Origin of the sequence: Streptomyces termitum (assembly GCF_014650175.1) — a bacterium.
GTDB lineage: Bacteria > Actinomycetota > Actinomycetes > Streptomycetales > Streptomycetaceae > Streptomyces > Streptomyces termitum.
The window spans coordinates 59,777-76,872 of the sequence record NZ_BMUL01000001.1 but is presented as its reverse complement, the minus strand read 5'-3'; the positions used below and the strand labels follow the sequence as shown (position 1 = coordinate 76,872).

General features: G+C 72.5%; 18 protein-coding genes. 8 read left to right on the top strand and 10 right to left on the bottom strand.

All coding sequences use genetic code 11. The features are described 5' to 3' along the window. Positions 1–45: 45 nt before the first annotated feature. The 4 genes from cysS to IE219_RS00405 all read right to left on the bottom strand — a co-directional run bounded on the left by cysS (position 46) and on the right by IE219_RS00405 (position 3,719). The gene (gene cysS, locus IE219_RS00420) at positions 46–1,443 is read right to left on the bottom strand and encodes a cysteine--tRNA ligase (RefSeq protein ID WP_189974233.1); all 1,398 of its coding nucleotides are present in this window, start codon (positions 1,441–1,443) and stop codon (positions 46–48) included. A 119-nt stretch (positions 1,444–1,562) separates the two neighbouring features. Next, positions 1,563–2,057 (bottom strand): 2-C-methyl-D-erythritol 2,4-cyclodiphosphate synthase, encoded by a 495-nt coding sequence (gene ispF / locus IE219_RS00415; protein ID WP_189974231.1) that lies wholly within the window; start codon positions 2,055–2,057, stop codon positions 1,563–1,565. Then, entirely contained in the window at positions 2,047–2,796 is a 750-nt protein-coding gene (gene ispD / locus IE219_RS00410; protein WP_189974229.1) for a 2-C-methyl-D-erythritol 4-phosphate cytidylyltransferase, read from the bottom strand. Before ispD ends, ispF begins: the two co-directional genes overlap by 11 nt. A gap of 440 nt (positions 2,797–3,236) precedes the next feature. Continuing rightward, complete coding sequence (locus IE219_RS00405; protein WP_003953493.1) at positions 3,237–3,719, bottom strand: CarD family transcriptional regulator; 483 nt, start codon at positions 3,717–3,719, stop codon at positions 3,237–3,239. Between the two features lie 672 nt (positions 3,720–4,391). Between IE219_RS00405 and IE219_RS00400 the strand changes: the two genes are divergently transcribed. Beyond that, positions 4,392–5,039: a copper chaperone PCu(A)C domain-containing protein gene (locus IE219_RS00400; RefSeq protein ID WP_189974227.1), complete on the top strand. Its 648-nt coding sequence runs from the start codon at positions 4,392–4,394 to the stop codon at positions 5,037–5,039. Positions 5,040–5,145: 106 nt separating this feature from the next. Here the strand turns inward: IE219_RS00400 and phoP are convergent, their stop codons facing one another. Next, the gene (gene phoP, locus IE219_RS00395) at positions 5,146–5,826 is read right to left on the bottom strand and encodes a two-component system response regulator PhoP (protein ID WP_046419660.1); all 681 of its coding nucleotides are present in this window, start codon (positions 5,824–5,826) and stop codon (positions 5,146–5,148) included. Beyond that, a complete protein-coding gene (gene phoR / locus IE219_RS00390) occupies positions 5,823–7,049 on the bottom strand; it encodes a two-component system sensor histidine kinase PhoR (protein ID WP_189974939.1) in 1,227 nt (408 codons plus the stop codon). Before phoR ends, phoP begins: the two co-directional genes overlap by 4 nt. A gap of 291 nt (positions 7,050–7,340) precedes the next feature. Here phoR and phoU point away from each other — a divergent pair, with 291 nt between their 5' ends. Then, positions 7,341–8,021: a phosphate signaling complex protein PhoU gene (phoU, locus tag IE219_RS00385; RefSeq protein WP_189974225.1), complete on the top strand. Its 681-nt coding sequence runs from the start codon at positions 7,341–7,343 to the stop codon at positions 8,019–8,021. 130 nt (positions 8,022–8,151) lie between these two features. Next, the gene (locus IE219_RS00380; protein WP_189974223.1) at positions 8,152–8,304 is read left to right on the top strand and encodes a hypothetical protein; all 153 of its coding nucleotides are present in this window, start codon (positions 8,152–8,154) and stop codon (positions 8,302–8,304) included. 193 nt (positions 8,305–8,497) lie between these two features. On the opposite strand, the gene IE219_RS00375 is transcribed toward IE219_RS00380, so the two are convergent. Beyond that, a complete protein-coding gene (locus IE219_RS00375) occupies positions 8,498–8,965 on the bottom strand; it encodes a GNAT family N-acetyltransferase (RefSeq protein WP_189974221.1) in 468 nt (155 codons plus the stop codon). Between the two features lie 116 nt (positions 8,966–9,081). Here IE219_RS00375 and IE219_RS00370 point away from each other — a divergent pair, with 116 nt between their 5' ends. Together IE219_RS00370 and IE219_RS00365 are read left to right on the top strand one after the other, a co-directional pair. Further along, the gene (locus IE219_RS00370) at positions 9,082–9,615 is read left to right on the top strand and encodes a hypothetical protein (protein ID WP_189974219.1); all 534 of its coding nucleotides are present in this window, start codon (positions 9,082–9,084) and stop codon (positions 9,613–9,615) included. Between the two features lie 26 nt (positions 9,616–9,641). Further along, positions 9,642–9,923: a hypothetical protein gene (locus IE219_RS00365; protein WP_229849517.1), complete on the top strand. Its 282-nt coding sequence runs from the start codon at positions 9,642–9,644 to the stop codon at positions 9,921–9,923. 90 nt (positions 9,924–10,013) lie between these two features. On the opposite strand, the gene IE219_RS00360 is transcribed toward IE219_RS00365, so the two are convergent. Continuing rightward, entirely contained in the window at positions 10,014–10,772 is a 759-nt protein-coding gene (locus IE219_RS00360; protein WP_189974217.1) for a phosphoglyceromutase, read from the bottom strand. A 125-nt stretch (positions 10,773–10,897) separates the two neighbouring features. On the opposite strand from IE219_RS00360, the gene IE219_RS00355 reads away from it, so the two are divergent. Beyond that, a complete protein-coding gene (locus IE219_RS00355) occupies positions 10,898–12,265 on the top strand; it encodes an MDR family MFS transporter (RefSeq protein WP_189974215.1) in 1,368 nt (455 codons plus the stop codon). On the opposite strand, the gene IE219_RS00350 is transcribed toward IE219_RS00355, so the two are convergent. Then, positions 12,228–12,833 carry a type III secretion system chaperone family protein gene (locus IE219_RS00350; RefSeq protein ID WP_229849516.1) on the bottom strand — a complete coding sequence of 202 codons (606 nt, stop codon included), beginning with the start codon at positions 12,831–12,833 and terminating at the stop codon, positions 12,228–12,230. The two genes, IE219_RS00355 and IE219_RS00350, sit on opposite strands and share 38 nt — an antisense overlap. Next, positions 12,826–14,196: a D-inositol-3-phosphate glycosyltransferase gene (gene mshA, locus IE219_RS00345; RefSeq protein WP_189974213.1), complete on the bottom strand. Its 1,371-nt coding sequence runs from the start codon at positions 14,194–14,196 to the stop codon at positions 12,826–12,828. Before mshA ends, IE219_RS00350 begins: the two co-directional genes overlap by 8 nt. A gap of 351 nt (positions 14,197–14,547) precedes the next feature. Between mshA and IE219_RS00340 the strand changes: the two genes are divergently transcribed. Both IE219_RS00340 and IE219_RS00335 read left to right on the top strand, forming a co-directional pair. Next, positions 14,548–15,345 (top strand): class I SAM-dependent methyltransferase, encoded by a 798-nt coding sequence (locus IE219_RS00340; RefSeq protein ID WP_189974212.1) that lies wholly within the window; start codon positions 14,548–14,550, stop codon positions 15,343–15,345. Between the two features lie 362 nt (positions 15,346–15,707). After that, positions 15,708–16,766 (top strand): C40 family peptidase, encoded by a 1,059-nt coding sequence (locus IE219_RS00335; RefSeq protein WP_189974210.1) that lies wholly within the window; start codon positions 15,708–15,710, stop codon positions 16,764–16,766. Positions 16,767–17,096 lie beyond the last annotated feature (330 nt).

Below are 17,096 nucleotides of genomic sequence, written 5' to 3'. Positions count from 1 at the left end.
GTGAAGTGTGCCGCCCGGGGCTCCGGGCGGCACATCATCGGTGTTCTATCGGTGGGCGATGGTCCAGCGGGGGCCGTCGGGGCTGTCCTCGATGGCGAGCCCGGACCGGCCGAGCTGGTCGCGGATCGCGTCCGCGGTGGCCCAGTCCTTGCGCTCGCGGGCGGACTCGCGCTGCTGGAGCACGAGGCGGACGAGGGTGTCGACGACGCCGTGCAGCTCCTCGCCGCCGCCGGACTCGTCGGCCCAGTGCGGGTCGAGCGGGTCCAGGCCGAGGACGCCGAGCATGGCGCGGACCTCGGCGAGGCGCGCGATGGCCTCGTCCTTGTCGTCGGCGCCGAGCGCGCTGTTGCCCTGCCGGACGGTGGTGTGGATGATCGCCAGCGCGTGCGGGACGCCCAGGTCGTCGTCCATGGCCTCGGCGAAGGCCGGCGGCACCTCGGCGGCGGGCGGGACGGTCCGGCCCGCCTTCTCGGTGGCGCGCTGCACGAAGCCCTCGATGCGGCCGAAGGCGGCCTCGGCCTCGCGCAGGGACTCCTCGCTGTACTCGATCATCGACCGGTAGTGCGGAGTGCCCAGGTAGTAGCGCAGGACGATCGGGCGCCAGTTCTTCACCATCTCGCTCACGAGGACCGAGTTGCCCAGCGACTTCGACATCTTCTCGCCGGACATGGTGACCCAGGCGTTGTGCACCCAGTACGAGGCGAAGGCGTCGCCGAAGGCCTTGGCCTGGGCGATCTCGTTCTCGTGGTGGGGGAAGATCAGGTCGAGGCCGCCGCCGTGGATGTCGAAGGCGGAGCCCAGGTACTTGTGGGCCATGGCCGAGCACTCCAGGTGCCAGCCGGGCCGGCCGCGGCCCCACGGGGTCTCCCAGTCCGGCTCGCCGGGCTTGGTCGCCTTCCACATGGCGAAGTCGCGGGGGTCGCGCTTGCCGGAGACGCCCTCGTCGGGCTGGCGGAGGTCGTCCAGGTCCTGGTTGGAGAGCTCCAGGTAGCCGGGGAAGGAGCGCACGTCGAAGTAGACGCTGCCGTCGGCCTCGTAGGCGTGGCCGCGCTCGATCAGGCCGCGCATCATCTCGATCATCTCGGGTACGTGGCCGGTGGCGCGGGGCTCGTAGGTCGGCGGGAGGCAGCCGAGGGCCTCGTAGCCGGCGTTGAACGCGCGCTCGTTCTCGTAGCCGATGGACCACCAGGGGCGGCCCTGCTCGGCGCCCTTCCTGATGATCTTGTCGTCGATGTCGGTGACGTTCCGGACGAAGGTGACGTCGTAGCCGCGGTGGGTGAACCAGCGGCGCATGATGTCGAAGTTCAGGCCGGAGCGGATGTGGCCGATGTGCGGGGCCGCCTGAACGGTGGCACCACACAGGTAGATCGAGACGCAGCCCGGCGTGAGCGGGGTGAAGTCGCGGATCTGCCGGGCGCTGGTGTCGTACAGGCGAATGGTCACGGGTCAAGGGTAGTGGGCGCGCGCCAGTGCCCCGCGACCGATTCCCGGACACGGGACACCTTCTTTCCCGGCGCGCGCCGCGCCCAGGGCCTGTCCGGCGGATCTCCGCCGGACACGGCCTAGCGCGACACCGGGTAGACCAGGGCGGTCGCGAGGGCGGCGAGGCCCTCGGCGCGGCCGGTCAGGCCGAGGCCGTCGGTGGTGGTGCCGGAGACGGAGACGGGCGCTCCGGCCGCCTCGCTCAGCGCCTTCTGCGCCTCGTCGCGGCGCTTGCCGACCTTGGGGCGGACGCCGACGACCTGCACGGCGATGTTGCCGATCTCGTACCCCTCGGCGCGGACGATCCGGGCGGCCTCGGCGAGCAGGGTGGTGCCGGAGGCGCCGGACCACTCGGGGCGGGAGGTGCCGAAGTGGGCGCCGAGGTCGCCGATGCCGGCGGCGGAGAAGAGGGCGTCGCAGGCGGCGTGGGCGGCGACGTCGCCGTCGGAGTGCCCGGCGAGCCCGTACTCCTCCCCTTCCCAGAGCAGGCCCGCGCACCACAGTTCGCGGCCCTTCTCGAAGGCGTGGACGTCGGTACCGATGCCGGTACGGGGGAGCAGCGGCTCAGAAGCCATCGTTGGCCCTCCTGCGGGCGAGTACGGCCTCGGCGAGGACGAGGTCGAGGGGTCGGGTCACCTTGAACGCCTCCTCGTGGCCGGGGACGACCACGACGGGGGCGCCGAGCCGTTCCACCATGCCGGCGTCGTCGGTGGCGCCCTCTCCGGCGAGGGCGATGGTGGCGTGGGCGTCGACGAGGGTGGCGCGGTCGAAGCCCTGCGGGGTCTGCACGGCGCGCAGCCGGGCGCGGACCGGGGTGGCCACGACCGGCTCGGGGCCGCCGGGCCCGCCGGCCGGCTCGACCTCCTTGACGGTGTCGGTGACGGGCATCGCGGGGACGACGGCGACGGCGCCGTCGCGGACGGCCTCGACGACCGCGTCGACGGTCTCGACCGGGACGAGGGGGCGGGCGGCGTCGTGGACGAGGACGACGTCCACGTCCCCGGGGACCGCGTCGAGGCCGAGGCGGACCGACTCCTGGCGGGTGTCGCCGCCGGCGACGACCCGGTAGTCGGTCCGCTCGGGGAGGGCGTGGGCGTCGAGGAGGTGCTTGACCTCGGGGACGCCGTCGGCGGGGGCGACCACGACGACGAGCGAGACCGCGCGGGAGGCGGCCATCGCGCGGACGGCGTGGACGAGCATGGGGGTGCCGTTCAGCGCGCGCAGCGCTTTGGGGGCGCCCGGACCGAGGCGTACGCCCCGGCCGGCCGCCGGGATGACCACGGCGGTACGAGGAGGACGCGCTTCGTCTGACATCGGTTGCACTCCGGCAGGTTTGTTTCCGCGGGCGACGTGGGTATGGCGTCAGCAGGCTTGAGACGACGCCTCGACCGGGCCCTTCCGTGACGGACGGTCGAGGCGTCGCCATGCTGGCACGACACGCCGGGCCCGCGCGCGGAGGTGTCGGATCCGGGTGCGCGCACCGGCGTGATTCGGACGCGCGGGGCCGGTTCCGGCCGGTCCGCGCGGTGCTTCGCGGTGCTGGGGGACGCGTGGGACGGAACGTGCGGAACCGTACGCGCGAGGTGGTGGGGCGAGGAGGAGAGGCGGACATGCCGCGGTGCCCGGCGACGGCGCTGCGGAATCAGGGAACCGATTCACAGCGCGCCGACGGGCACCGCGGCATGGCTGATGCTGTTGCTACTGGGCACTGCTGCCGGGCATGGCGTGTGGGGCCAGGCTTCGGACGGCAGGCGTCAGGACGCGAGCACCTCGTCGAGGAGGGCCTCGGCCTTGTCCTCGTTGGTGTTCTCCGCGAGGGCCAGCTCGCTGACGAGAATCTGTCGCGCCTTGGCGAGCATGCGCTTCTCACCTGCGGAGAGACCACGCTCCCGCTCCCGGCGCCACAGGTCGCGGACTACTTCGGCGACCTTGATGACATCGCCGGAGGCGAGCTTCTCGAGGTTCGCCTTGTAGCGGCGGGACCAGTTCGTCGGCTCCTCGGCGTACGGCGCGCGCAGCACCTCGAAGACCCGGTCCAGCCCGTCCTGCCCGACAACGTCGCGCACGCCTACGAACTCCGCGTTGTCCGCCGGCACGCGAACCGTCAGGTCGCCCTGCGCGACCTTGAGCACCAAGTAGGTCTTGTCCACGCCTTTGATCTGGCGAGTTTCGATGGCCTCGATCAGCGCGGCCCCGTGATGGGGATAGACCACGGTGTCGCCAACCTTGAACGTCATGTGACAGGTACCCCTTCCGTGGCTATCCAGGGTAACACGGAAACGGCTTCTTCTGAATGGCGTTTCCGCAGGTCAGGGCATATCTCGGGGCTTGACAACAGCGCCGCGAACGTGCTGCGGAGGACTTCCGGAAGGCGGTATTCGCAGGTCGGAGCGGCTGCGTCGACGGAGAGAAACGCGCACGTTACACACATCCGGGACCTACCAAGGAGGGCGGTTTGTCCTATTCTATCCGCCCCGGAGTGGCCCTCTTCACGTACTCCGTTCGAGGATCGACCACTTGTCCGGCGGGTTCGGGGCGGGAATCCGGAATTGATCAGTGGACGACTCGTCCGCGCTTTTCCGTAAGGGGATGAGTGCGGAATGCGACACGACCACCGGAATTGATCACGTCGGTTATGTGAACGGCAGGCCAATGGGACATGTTTCGGCCACCTCCTCATGTGACACGTACGCCCCCGTCCGGAGCCTCCCGGACCGCGCCGCACTCTTAGGGGCGGGTCGGGTGCGGGACGGAGAGGGCGGCTCGGTAACCTGAAGCCGCTGACACACCTTTAGCTGGTCCTTAGTTCCACTAGCTGGTCCTTGGGTTCCACCGCGGCTCCGCCAATCCCGGGCGCCGCACCGCAGTCCCTCACCGCCCGTCCGTACGTCCTAGGAGATGCCGCCGCCGTGAGCCGCAGCCTTCGACGCGGCGCCCTCGCCGCCACCGCCATCGTGTTCTCGATCGCCGCCCTGTCGGCCTGTGGCGCGGGCAACGACGCCCAGACCCTCGGCGTCCGGCCGGACAACGCCGCCGTCACGGTGGACGACGTCAAGATCCAGAACGCGCTCGTCATCACCCAGCCGACCCCCGGCGTCAAGGGCCCGGCCGCCGTCTCGGCCACCCTCTTCAACAACGGGCGCGCCCCGCAGACGCTGGAGTCGGTCAGCCTGCCCGGCAGCAGCGCCCAGGTCGCCCTGAAGCCCGCCGAGGGCTCCGGCCCGATCGTGGTCCCGGCCGGCGGCTCCGTCGTCATCGGCGGCGAGGGCAACGCCTCCGCCACGATCGAGAACGGCCACGAGGCCGTGAAGAACGGCGACTCCCAGAAGGTCGTCTTCAAGTTCAGCAAGACCGGTGACGTCACCATCCAGGCGTTCGTCGTCCCGGCGGAGAGCTACTTCGAGGGCTTCGGCCCGTCCATCGTCCCGGCTCCCCCGTCCGCGACCCCGTCCGCCACGGCCTCGGCCGGCGAGGGCGGGCACGGCACGGAGAGCGGCGCCGAGCACGGCACCGAGGGCGCTCCCGAGGGCTCGGCCAGCCCGACGGCCGGCCACTGAGTCCCGCCGTACCCACGCGCGAAGGGGCGCCCCCGCTCTCGGGGGCGCCCCTTCGCGCTGCCGTGCGCCCGGCCGCTCCCCGCGGCCGGGCGCACACCGCTCCTTTTTACGGCTCGAACTTGTAGCCCAGGCCGCGGACCGTCACCAGATAGCGCGGGGCGCCCGGGTCCGGCTCGATCTTGGCGCGCAGCCGCTTGACGTGGACGTCGAGGGTCTTGGTGTCGCCCACGTAGTCGGCGCCCCAGACCCGGTCGATCAGCTGCATGCGGGTCAGGACGCGGCCCGCGTTGCGCAGCAGCATCTCCAGGAGGTCGAACTCCTTCAGCGGCAGGTCGACCTTGGCGCCCGCGACCGTCACCACGTGCCGGTCGACGTCCATCCGGACCGGGCCGGCCTCCAGCGCCGCCGGGGTGACCTCCTCCGGCTCGCCGCGGCGGCGCAGCACCGCGCGGATGCGGGCGACCAGCTCGCGCGAGGAGAAGGGCTTGGTCACGTAGTCGTCGGCTCCTATCTCCAGGCCGACGACCTTGTCGATCTCGCTGTCCTTGGCGGTCACCATGATGACCGGGACGTTGGAGCGTCCCCGCAGCTGCCGGCAGACCTCCGTACCGGGCAGGCCCGGCAGCATCAGGTCGAGGAGGACGAGGTCCGCCCCGTTGCGCTCGAACTCGTCGAGGCCGTCGGGCCCGGTGGCCGCCACGGCCACCTCGAAGCCCTCCTTGCGGAGCATGTACGACAGGGCGTCGCTGAAGGATTCCTCATCCTCGACGACAAGGACTCGGGTCACGGAAGGACCTCCGGTGCGGGAAGCGGTTCGGTCATGAGATCGGGGGTGAGGGAGGCGGGGGTCCGGCGGTCCCGTGCGGAGCCCGCCTCGGGCAGCCGCAGGGTGAAGGTGGAGCCCTGACCCTCGGTGCTCCAGACGGTGACCTCTCCGCCGTGCGAGGCGGCCACGTGCTTGACGATCGCGAGCCCGAGCCCCGTACCGCCGGTGGCACGCGAGCGTGCCGGGTCGACGCGGTAGAAGCGCTCGAAGATCCGCTCGCGGTCCTTCTCCGGGATGCCGAGGCCCTGGTCGGTCACGGCTATCTCGATGAGGTCCCCGCCGGGGGCCGCGACGCGGCGGGCGGCGACGCCCACCCGGGTGCGGGCCGGCGAGTAGTTGACGGCGTTCTCGACGAGGTTGCCGAGAGCGGCGGCGAGCTGGCCCCGGCTGCCCCACACGAACAGGTCGGCGGAGCCTCCGGAGGCCATGGTGATCTGCTTGGTGGAGGCGGTGTGCCGCGAGCGGTCGATCGCCTCCGCGACCAGCTCGTCCACGGACACCGGCTCGGAGTCCTCCAGCGGATCGTCGTTCTGCACCCGCGAGAGGTCGATCAGCTCCTGGACCAGGTTGGTCAGCCGGGTCGCCTCGATCTGCATCCGGCCCGCGAAGCGCACCACGGCCTCGGGGTCGTCCGAGGCGTCCATGACGGCCTCGGAGAGCAGGGAGAGCGCCCCGACCGGGGTCTTCAGCTCGTGGCTCACGTTCGCGACGAAGTCGCGCCGCACCGCCTCGATGCGCCGGGCCTCAGTCAGGTCCTCGACCAGGAGCAGGACGAGCCGCGAGCCCAGCGGGGCGACCCGCGCGGAGACCGCGAGGGCCTCGCCGCGTCCGCCGCGCCGGGGCAGGTCCAGTTCGACCTGGCGTATCTCCCCGTCCCTGCGCGTGTCGCGGGCCATGTTGAGCATGGGCTCCACGGACAGCTTGCCGCCCCGGACCAGGCCGAGGGCGTACGCCGCCGAGCTGGCCTTCACCACGGAGTCGCTCTCGTCGAGGACGACCGCGGAGGAGCGCAGCACGGAGAGTACGGTGTCGACACCGGGCGGCAGCACGGCGTCGGTGTGCAGGGAGGTGCGGGTGGGTCGCGCCTGGTCGCGTTCGCTCCAGCGGAACGCCAGCATGGCGATCACGCCGGTGCACACTCCGGCGATCGCTGCCAATGCGGCGACCGCCGCGTTCACGTCCATGCCGACCAGGTTATGCGTGGTCACGGACACTCTCCCAGCCGTCCGAGTGGCTGCTCGAACACTCGTCGCTCAGAGTTCACCCTCAGGACGGTGCCGGTTCACTTGCCCCGAGGGGCACGAGGGCCCGCGTCGCCCAGAGTTCACCTGGAGGCCGACCCCGGTTCACACGGGCGGGCGGAACCGGACGCCCGGGGGGCCGAACGTGGGACCGTAACGGTCCACCAGGACCCTACGGAGACCGACGGAGCCGAGAGCACTCGCCCGTGCACTCGCCTGTAGAGAGGGACATCCATGCGGGACGCGTACCACGAGGAACTTGATTCGATCGGCGAGGGCCTGGTCGAGATGGCCCGTCTGGTCGGATCGGCGATCGGGCGCGCCACCACGGCGATGCTCGACGCCGACCTGAAGCTCGCGGAGAGCGTGATCGCCGCGGACCAGAAGGTCGACGACCTCCAGCACGACCTGGAGGCGCGGGCGATAGCGCTGCTCGCGCGCCAGCAGCCGGTGGCCACCGACCTGCGGATCGTGGTCACCTCGCTGCGGATGAGCGCCGACCTGGAGCGCTCCGGCGACCTGGCCCAGCACGTGGCCAAGCTCACCCGGCTGCGCTTCCCCGACCGTGCGGTCCCCGACGACCTGCACGCCACCATCCTCCAGATGGGCCAGCTCGCGCAGCGCCTGATGGCGAAGGCCGCCGAGGTGATCATCACCAAGGACGTCGACCTGGCCATGCAGCTGGAGCAGGACGACGACGAGATGGACCTGCTGCACCGGGCCCTCTTCCAGCACCTCATGGACGACCGGTGGAAGCACGGCATCGAGACCGCCGTCGACGTGACGCTGCTCGGCCGGTACTACGAGCGCTTCGCCGACCACGCGGTGTCCGTCGCGAAGCGCGTCGTCTACCTGGTGACCGGCGAGCACGCGGACGAGCTCCAGCAGACGGACACGCCGGTCGAGGGCGCGTAGGGGCTCCCCCTCGGCGGCCCACGGGGGGCGCACAGGAGCGCGGGGCTCCTGTGCGCCGTTGATGCGCCGGTCCCGGCGGGCATGGAATGGGTACGAGGGACGATGCGCGTCCCGCGAGGGAGGGACCCCCATGGCCGATTCCCCCATCACGACCGACTCCTCGGCGGACGCCCCGCGCGAGCGGACCCACCTGCCCGTCCTCGGCGCCTGCGGTTGCGGCTCGGGCTGCGGCTGCGGCTGCCAGTCGGGCGCGCCGTGCCAGTGCGGCGGCTGCTCGGGCTGACGGAACGGAGGGGACGGGGAAGGAGCGACGGCCCCTTCCCCGCCCCTTCTTCCGGGGGTCCGGGGGGTCCAGAGGTCCGGGAGGTCCCGGAGGCCCGGGAGGTCCCGGAGGTCTGGGAGGTCTCTGAGACCTCGAAGGTCTCCGAGGTCTCAAGGTCCCGGAGGTCTGAGAGATCCCAGAGGTCTCAGAGGGCTCAGAGGTCGAGTACGCCGACGACCTGGCCGCCGCTCTCCTCCCCTGTCGTACGGAACCCCAGCCGGCGGTAGAAGGCGCCCGGCCCGTCCTCGCCGGGTTCCCAGGTCACGTACATCCGCGCGGTCCCCCGGCGGCGCAGCTCCTCGGCGACGGCCCCGACCGCGAAGCGGCCGTACCCGGCACCCTGCGCGTCGGCGGAGACGTTCAGCCGCCACAGTCCGCTGCGGCGGTCGGCCGGGTCCCGCTCCGGCGCCCACGGCACGTCGAGGAAGGCCATCAGGAAGCCGACGAGCCGGTCACCGTCGAGGATCAGCCGGGGCCAGGCGGTCTCGCCGTGCGCGTACGCCTCGGCCAGCGACTTCACGACGGGGGCGACGTTCTTCTCCTGGTGGGGGTGGACCCGCAGGGCGAGCGCGGCGTCGAGGGTGGCGGGGGTGACCCGCTCCAGGCGCGGTGATGAGGTCATGCGCCGGACAGTAGGCGACCCGGGACGCCCACCGCCCCCGATTACCTCCCTCCCACCTCGTATTACCGCCGGTCACCCCTGGGCAGGCGGCCTTCCGGAACGACAGAATTGCGGCCATGCACTCCCCGCGCACGACCCTTCTGACGGCGGCGGCGGCCGGTGCCGCCGCGCTGCTGCTCACGGGCTGCGCGACGCCTCCCGCCGGCCTCGCGGGCGTCACGGTCGCGGAGGACGGCACCCCGCTCGGCATCCTCCTGATGTGCCACGACCACCTGGACGGGGCGACCCTCTCCCCCGCCGACGCACCGGCGGACGCCTCCCCGGCCACCGGCGTCTGGTGGCACGACGGCCCCGTCACCGGCTTCACCTCCTGGCCGCTGATCCGCACCTCCGGCGTGCCCGAGGCCGAGCGGTGGACCCCGAAGACGGAGACCACCCGCCTGGAGAAGGGCCGCAGCTACCGGCTCGCCGGCTGGACCGAGGACGGCTCCTGGTCGGCCGTCCCCGTCCGCTTCACCCCGGAGGACCTGGCCCGCCTCAAGCCGGGCGAGGTCCGCCACACCCTCGGCGGCGAGACCCGCGTCTCCCTCCTCGACGACTTCCGCGACCGGGCCTGCGACGAGGCGACGGGCGCGAAGCAGGAACACTGAGACCACCGCCAGAAGGAGGACACACCATGCCCACCCGCCGCCGCTGGCTCTGGATGCTGATCCTGAGCCTCCCCGCGCTCGCGGCCTCGGGCGCCGCCGTCGCGGCCCTCGTCGCCCACCTCACCGACGGCCCGAACGCCGAGTTCTGGCTCCCCGGCAAGGGCAGCGCGGACAACATGTCCCGCGCCTGGGTCGCCGCCCTCGTCTACGGCCTCCTCGCCGCCCTCGGCTTCTCCATGTCCTGGTCCCTCTCCAAGCACACCCCGCTCCCGACGACTCCGGAGAAGGACAGCGACGAGACCACCTGACACCGGACCAGCAGGGCCCGGCCCCGGCCCACAAAAAAGCCCCCTCCCGGCGGGAAGACCGCAGGAAGGGGGCTCTTTCGTGGGTGGGGGTTACTTCTTGCCCTGGTTCTTGACCGCCTCGATGGCGGACGCGGCGGCCTCCGGGTCGAGGTAGGTGCCGCCGGGGTTGAGGGGCTTGAAGTTCTCGTCGAGTTCGTACGAGAGGGGGATGCCGGTGGGGATGTTGAGGCCCGCGATGTCGGCGTCCGAGATGCCGTCGAGGTGCTTCACCAGGGCGCGGAGGCTGTTGCCGTGGGCGGCGACCAGGACCGTGCGGCCGGTGAGGAGGTCGGGGACGATCACGTCGTACCAGTACGGGAGCATCCGCTCCACGACGTCCTTCAGGCACTCGGTGCGGGGCAGTCGCTCGGAGGGGATGGACGCGTAGCGCGCGTCGTCCACCTGGGAGAACTCGCTGTCGTCGGCGAGCGCCGGCGGCGGGGTGTCGTACGAGCGGCGCCACAGCATGAACTGCTCCTCGCCGAACTCGGCGAGGGTCTGCGCCTTGTCCTTGCCCTGGAGGGCGCCGTAGTGACGCTCGTTCAGGCGCCAGGAGCGGTGGACCGGGATCCAGTGGCGGTCGGCGGACTCCAGCGCGAGCTGCGCGGTGCGGATGGCGCGCTTCTGGAGGGAGGTGTGCAGCACGTCGGGGAGCAGACCGGCGTCCTTGAGCAGCTCGCCGCCGCGCGTCGCCTCCTTCTCGCCCTTCGCGGTGAGGTTCACGTCCACCCACCCGGTGAACAGATTCTTCTCGTTCCACTCGCTCTCGCCGTGGCGGAGGAGGATCAGCTTGTACGGTGCGTCGGCCATGCGTACGAGCCTAATGGACCTCGGACGATTGACGCGCGTCGTCAATTCGCTGGCGTCCGCCCACCGAGATGCGTAAGTTTCGAGAGCCGTTAGAGGGACTTACATCACGCAAGGGGCCGCCACACATGTCCATCGACTCGCTCAGACGATCGGCACGTGCCACGGTCTCCGGCCTCCCCCCGGGCTTCTGGTGGCTCTGGCTGTCCACCCTGGTGAACCGGACCGGCGCCTTCGTCCTCACCTTCCTCTCCCTCTACCTCACCGCCGAACTCGGCCACTCCGCCTGGTTCGCCGGACTCGTCGTCGCCCTGCACGGCCTCGGCGGCGTCGCCGGGTCCCCGCTCGGCGGCGTCCTCACCGACCGCTGGGGCCGCCGCCCCACGATGATCACCATGCACCTCGCGGCCGCCGCCTGCGCCGCCGCGCTCGCCTTCGTCACCAGCGCCTGGGGCGTCGCCGCCGTCGTCCTGCTGATGGGCGTCGCCATGCAGGCCGTCCGGCCGTCGATCAACGCGACCATCGCCGACACGGTCCCCGACGAGGACGTCCGCCGCGCCTTCTCGCTCAACTACTGGGCCCTGAACCTCGGCTTCGCCGTCGCCTCCATCGCGGGCGGCGCCGCCGCCTTCCTCGGCTACCGCACCCTCTTCCTGGTCGACGCCGTCGCCACCCTGCTGTGCGCGGTCATCGTCTTCCTCCGGCTGCCCGAGACCCGCCCGGAGCGGCCGGAGCGGGCCGCCGGGGACGCCGGGCCGGCCGACCGGGTGTCCATGCTGGACGTGCTGCGCGACGGGCCCTTCCGGACCCTCGTCCTGCTCAACCTGCTGGTCTGCCTGGTCTTCACCGTGCCGTGGATCGGCCTGCCGCTGACGATGACCGGACAGGGCCTCCCGGCCTCCTCGTACGGCATGGTCATCGCCGTCAACGGCATCGTGATCGTCGGTTTCCAGCTGCTGGTCAACAAGGTGACCGAGCGGCGCTCGCCGGTCGTCCTGCTGACCGTCGCCTCGCTCCTCTTCGCCGTCGGCACCGGCGCCACCGCGCTGGCCGGCTCCCCCGTCGCCTTCGCCGCGACCGTCGTCATCTGGACGATCGGCGAGATGGTCCACGTGCCGACGAACGCCGCCGCCACCGCCCGGCTCGCGCCGGAGCACGCGCGCGGCCGCTATCAGGGCGTGATGGGCATGTCGTGGGCGGTCGCCGGTTTCGTCGCGCCGATCATGGCCGGCGTCGTCGTCGACGGTCCCGGTCCGGACGTCCTGTGGGCCGGCACCTTCGCCATCGGCCTCCTCGCCGCCGCCGGCTACGCCCTGCGGCTGCGCAGGGCGCTCGGCGGGGCGCCGGAGGAGACGGTGGCGGCGGAGAAGACGGTGGCGGCGGAGGCCGTACCGGTGGAGGCCGTGGAAGCGGTGGCGGACCGGAAGGGCGCGGGGGACGGGAAGGGCGCGGAGCCCGTCAGTCCTTCGGCTCCGGCGTCCGCGTCAGGTGCCTGAACGCGTCCAGGTTCCGCGTCGACTCGCCGCGTGACACCCGCCAGGCGTACTCGCGCCGGATCGCCGTCGCGAAGCCCAGCTCCAGCAGCGTGTTGAAGTCGCCGTCCGCCGCCTCCAGGACCGAGCCCAGCAGCCGGTCCAGCTCCTCTGGGGTGACGGCGGCGAGCGGCAGCTTGCCGGCCAGGTAGATGTCGCCGAGCGGGTCGATCGCGTACCCGACCCCGTACAGCTTGAGGTTCCGCTCCAGGAGCCAGCGGTGGACGCCCGCCTCGTTCTCGTCGGGGTGGCGGACCACGAAGGCGTTGAGCGAGAGGGAGTGGCGGCCGAGCCGCAGCGACAGCGTCGTGAAGAGCTTGCGGGTGCCGGGGAGCTTGACCACGTACGACCCCGGCGCCGGGCTCTCCCACTCCAGCTCCGCCTCGGCGAGGGTCTCCTCGACGACGCGCCGCGCGTCCGGCGCCTCCCGTACGTCCCCGGCGTCTCGTACGTCCCCGTCGTCTCGTACGTCCCCGTCGTCTCGTACGTCCCCGGTGTCCTGAGCGTCCCTCGCGTCCTGAGCGTCAGCCATGGTGGGAGCGTACGCGACGGTGGTGCGCGCGCTGCCGATGGTCGTGCAGGGCGGCCGTGTACACCTCGGCCGTCCCCGCCGCCGCCGTGTCCCAGCCGAAGGACTCCGCGTGCCGCGCCGCCGCCTCGCCCATCCGGGCGACGAGCGCCGGCTCGGCGGCGAACCGCTCCAGCACGCGCGCGTAGTCCCCGGGATCGTGCCCCTGGACCAGGAAACCGGTCCGGCCGTCCCGCACCGCCACCGGCAGACCGCCCACCGAGGCCGCGACGACCGGGGTGCCCGCCGCCTGCGCCTCGATCGCGACGAGCCCGAAGGACTCGCTGTACGAGGGCATCACCAGGACCGACGCAGCCCGGAACCAGTCCGCGAGCCGCTCCTGCCCGACCGGCGGGTGGAAGCGCACCAGATCGGCGATGCCCAGCTTGGCGGCCAGCTTCTGGAGGCCCTCCGGCTTGGCGAGACCGCTGCCGCTCGGACCGCCGACCACCGGCACCACCATGCGCGCGCGCAGCGACGGGTCCCGGTCGACCATCAGGGCCGCGGCCCGCAGGAGCACGTCGGGGGCCTTGAGGGGCTGGATGCGGCCCGCGAAGACGGGGATGAAGGCGTCCTTCGGCAGGCCGAGGCGGGCGCGGGCGGCGGCCCGGCCGTCGGCGGGCCGGAAGCGGTCCAGATTGACGCCCGGGTGGACGACCGCGACCTTCCCGGGGTCCGCCTCGTAGAAGCGGACCAGCTCGTCGGACTCCTCCGTGGTGTTGGCTATCAGCCGGTCGGCGGCGGAGACGATCTGCGTCTCGCCGATCACCCGGGCCGCGGGCTCCGGCGTGTCGCCCTCCGCGAGCAGCGCGTTCTTCACCTTGGCCATGGTGTGCATGGCGTGCACCAGCGGCACCCCCCAGCGCTCGGCGGCCAGCCAGCCGACGTGCCCGGAGAGCCAGTAGTGCGAGTGGACCAGGTCGTAGTGGCCGGGGCGGTGGCCCGCCCACGCCTGCATCACGCCGTGCGTGAAGGCGCACAGCTGGGCCGGCAGCTCCTCCTTCGCCAGCCCCTCGTACGGGCCCGCGTCCACGTGCCGGACGAGGACGCCGGGCGCCAGCTCGACCACCGGGGCCAGGCCGCCGGTGGTGGCCCGGGTGAAGATCTCGACCTCTATGTCGATCGCGGCGAGCCGCTTGGCCAGCTCCACGATGTAGACGTTCATGCCGCCCGCGTCGCCGGTGCCCGGCTGGTGCAGCGGCGAGGTGTGGACGGAGAGCATGGCGACCCGGCGCGGGGTGCGGGGCCGGCCGGGCAGCCGGAGCAGGGACGGCACCGCCGGGTACCGGTGCCGGGTACCGGCGAACCGGGACACGTACTGGCTCACGTCGGCGGTCCTTCCGCGAGAGGGGCCTGGCGGGGCGTGCGGGCGTCGGGCACGCGGGCGGGGACCGGCGGCCGTACGGACACCGGGCACGCGCCCGCGAGAGGGCGCGGACGCCCTCCGCCACCGCACAACACCCCGAGGGGCCGTTTTCATTTCCCCCACCGGCCACTTTGCCAATTCGTTGCACGGGGTCGCCGCACGGGCGGGGCGGGAGCGGGGGTACGGGGCGGGGTACGGGTGGGGCCGGTGCGCGGGCCGGGCGAGGGAACGGGCCGACGTGCGGACGGGGTACGGGGGCGGGCGGGGGTACGGGGGAGTGTCCGGTCCTTCCGCGCTCCGTATCCTCGTCCCATGGCCCCGCGCACCACCCGCCCCGTCGGCACCCCGACCCGCGGGACCACCAACCCCAACCGCCTGCGGCGCATGGACCGCTGGATCGCCGCCGCGCACGGCCCCGCCCTGCGCCGCTCCGCCGCCCCGCCGGTCGCCGTCGACCTCGGGTACGGGGCCGCCCCCTGGACCGCCGTCGAACTGCTCGCCCGGCTGCGCACCGCCGACCCCCGCACCCTGCTGTACGGGATCGAGATCGAACCGGCCCGGGTCGAGGCCGCCAAGCCCTACGAGGGCGACGGCCTGGCCTTCCGCCACGGCGGCTTCGAAGTGCCGGTCCCCGGCGCGCCCTCCCTCATCCGGGCCGCGAACGTGCTGCGCCAGTACGACGAGGAGCAGGTCGCCGCCGTGTGGCGGCGGCTCTGCGACCGGCTCGCCCCGGACGGCCTGCTCGTCGAGGGCACCTGCGACGAGATCGGCCGCCGGCACGTCTGGGTCGCCCTCGACCGCACCGGCCCCCGCACTGTCACCTTCGCCACCCGCCTCGGCTCCCTCGACCGCCCCTCCGACCTCGCCGAACGCCTCCCCAAGGCCCTCATCCACCGCAACGTCCCCGGCGAACCCGTCCACGCCTTCCTCCGCGACTTCGACCGCGCCTGGGCCGCCGCCGCCCCCTACGCCTCCCTCGGCGCCCGGCAGCGCTGGATCCGCGCCGTCCGCGACCTGGCCGCCGACTGGCCGGTCGCGGACGGCCCCCGCCGCTGGCGGCAGGGCGAGGTCACGGTGCGGTGGGAGGCGCTGGCGCCGGGGGGTGGGTGAGGGGCGGAGGTCTTTGGATCCAATGTCTTGGATCCCGGATCCCGGATCCCGGAGACTGGAGACTGGAGGTTGGAGGTTGGATCCTGGAGATTGGATCTCGGATCCAAAATGCTGGACACCGGATCCTGGATCCACTCCCCCGGTGACCACCAGATGTCCCGCACGCCACCAACGCCCCACATTTCCCCTTCCGTCACCCCCCGCCCGCGCGTCACGGGAACGTCATTCCCTTCTCACGCGTCACCCTGGCGGGGTACCTGTCGTTTTCCGGTTCCACGTGGCACTATCGCCAGGACCACCACAAGTTACTGACGGTAAATCAGAAAGTGGCCGGGGGGCGATCCGGCCATGAGGGGGAGCCTGTGAACCGACGACGCCGACGTCCGCACGCCGCCGCCGCGGTCACCGTGGCCCTCGCGCTGGCCGTCCTGGCCTCGCCCGTGCTGACCCTCCAGGCGTCCGCGGCGCCGCTGCCGCCGCCTCCGCCGAAGAAGACGCTCGAAGAGGTGCGCCAGGAGATCGACGAGCTGTACCGGCAGGCGGCCGCGGCCACCGACGCGTACAACCTGGCCGAGGAGCGCACCGAGCGGCAGTCCGCCGAGATCGTGCGGCTCGCGAGGATGATCGAGGACGGCCGGAAGCGGATCGAGACGCTCAAGGCACAGGCGGGGGCCGCCGCCCGCGCCCAGTACCGCAACGGCGGCATCCCGGAGAGCGCGCAGCTGGTGCTCACCGGCGACCCGCAGCTGTTCCTGGACACCGCCGGGCGGCTCCGGGAGGGCGCGAAGGCCACCACGGACCTGATCGGCGACCTCAGCCGCGTCCAGGACGAGCTGGGCGGCTACGCCAAGGAGGCCGGCGACAACTGGTCCAAGCTGGAGAGCAACCGCGTCAAGCAGGCCCAGGCGAAGAAGGACATCAACACCCGCATAGAGGCCGCGAAGAAGCTGGAGGGCGAGCTCGCCGCCGAGGAGCGCGAGCGGCTGCGGCAGCTGGAGGAGCAGGCCCGGCAGCGCTCCCAGACGCAGTGGCTCAGCTCCGGCATCCTCGACCGGCTGACGACCGAGGCCACCCCGGAGGCCCGCCGGGCGATCGGGAACGCGCTCGCCCAGGTCGGGAAGCCGTACGTGTGGGGGGCCGAGGGCCCGGACTCGTTCGACTGCTCGGGCCTCACCCAGTCCGCCTGGGCCGCGGCGGGCAAGCGCATCCCGCGCACCTCGCAGGAGCAGTGGCGGCTGCTGCCGCGCGTGGCGCCGAAGGACATGCGCCCCGGCGACCTGATCGTCTACTTCAAGGACGCCAGCCACATCGCGATGTACATCGGCGACGGGAAGATGGTCCACGCGCCCCGCCCCGGGCGGAACGTGACGGTCGCGGGCGCGGGTTCGATGGAGATCCTCGGCATCGTCCGCCCGAACTGACCCCGCACGCGCGCGTGAGGACGCCTCCGGACCGGCCGGCCCTCCTCAACCACAGCCACACGCGCGCGTGAAGACGGCCCCGTACGCCACCGCGCGTGCGGGGCGCCTTCGTGACCGCGCGGCGCCCCGTCCCCGTACGCCACCGCGCGCGTGCGCCCGTACACCCGTGGCGCCGGTCCGAAGCACGGTGCCCGAGTGACCTTTCTCATGGGTTCAAAGGCGGTACGCCCCCGCCACCGGCGCAACTACCTCCCTTTCCGCGGCATATGCCAAGGGGGTGCAGGGCTCCGGCGGGCCGCGGGCCATTCCGCCGCACGCCGCAGTGCCGCT

Bases quoted from the DNA above. Each gene is read 5' to 3' on its own strand.
- ispF (WP_189974231.1), bottom strand. From the start codon at position 2,057: ATGGCTTCTGAGCCGCTGCTCCCCCGTACCGGCATCGGTACCGACGTC.
- ispD (WP_189974229.1), bottom strand. From the start codon at position 2,796: ATGTCAGACGAAGCGCGTCCTCCTCGTACCGCCGTGGTCATCCCGGCG.
- IE219_RS00405 (WP_003953493.1), bottom strand. From the start codon at position 3,719: ATGACGTTCAAGGTTGGCGACACCGTGGTCTATCCCCATCACGGGGCC.
- phoR (WP_189974939.1), bottom strand. From the start codon at position 7,049: ATGGACGTGAACGCGGCGGTCGCCGCATTGGCAGCGATCGCCGGAGTG.
- phoU (WP_189974225.1), top strand. From the start codon at position 7,341: ATGCGGGACGCGTACCACGAGGAACTTGATTCGATCGGCGAGGGCCTG.
- IE219_RS00380 (WP_189974223.1), top strand. From the start codon at position 8,152: ATGGCCGATTCCCCCATCACGACCGACTCCTCGGCGGACGCCCCGCGC.
- IE219_RS00375 (WP_189974221.1), bottom strand. From the start codon at position 8,965: ATGACCTCATCACCGCGCCTGGAGCGGGTCACCCCCGCCACCCTCGAC.
- IE219_RS00370 (WP_189974219.1), top strand. From the start codon at position 9,082: ATGCACTCCCCGCGCACGACCCTTCTGACGGCGGCGGCGGCCGGTGCC.
- IE219_RS00365 (WP_229849517.1), top strand. From the start codon at position 9,642: ATGCCCACCCGCCGCCGCTGGCTCTGGATGCTGATCCTGAGCCTCCCC.
- IE219_RS00360 (WP_189974217.1), bottom strand. From the start codon at position 10,772: ATGGCCGACGCACCGTACAAGCTGATCCTCCTCCGCCACGGCGAGAGC.
- IE219_RS00355 (WP_189974215.1), top strand. From the start codon at position 10,898: ATGTCCATCGACTCGCTCAGACGATCGGCACGTGCCACGGTCTCCGGC.
- IE219_RS00350 (WP_229849516.1), bottom strand. From the start codon at position 12,833: ATGGCTGACGCTCAGGACGCGAGGGACGCTCAGGACACCGGGGACGTA.
- IE219_RS00340 (WP_189974212.1), top strand. From the start codon at position 14,548: ATGGCCCCGCGCACCACCCGCCCCGTCGGCACCCCGACCCGCGGGACC.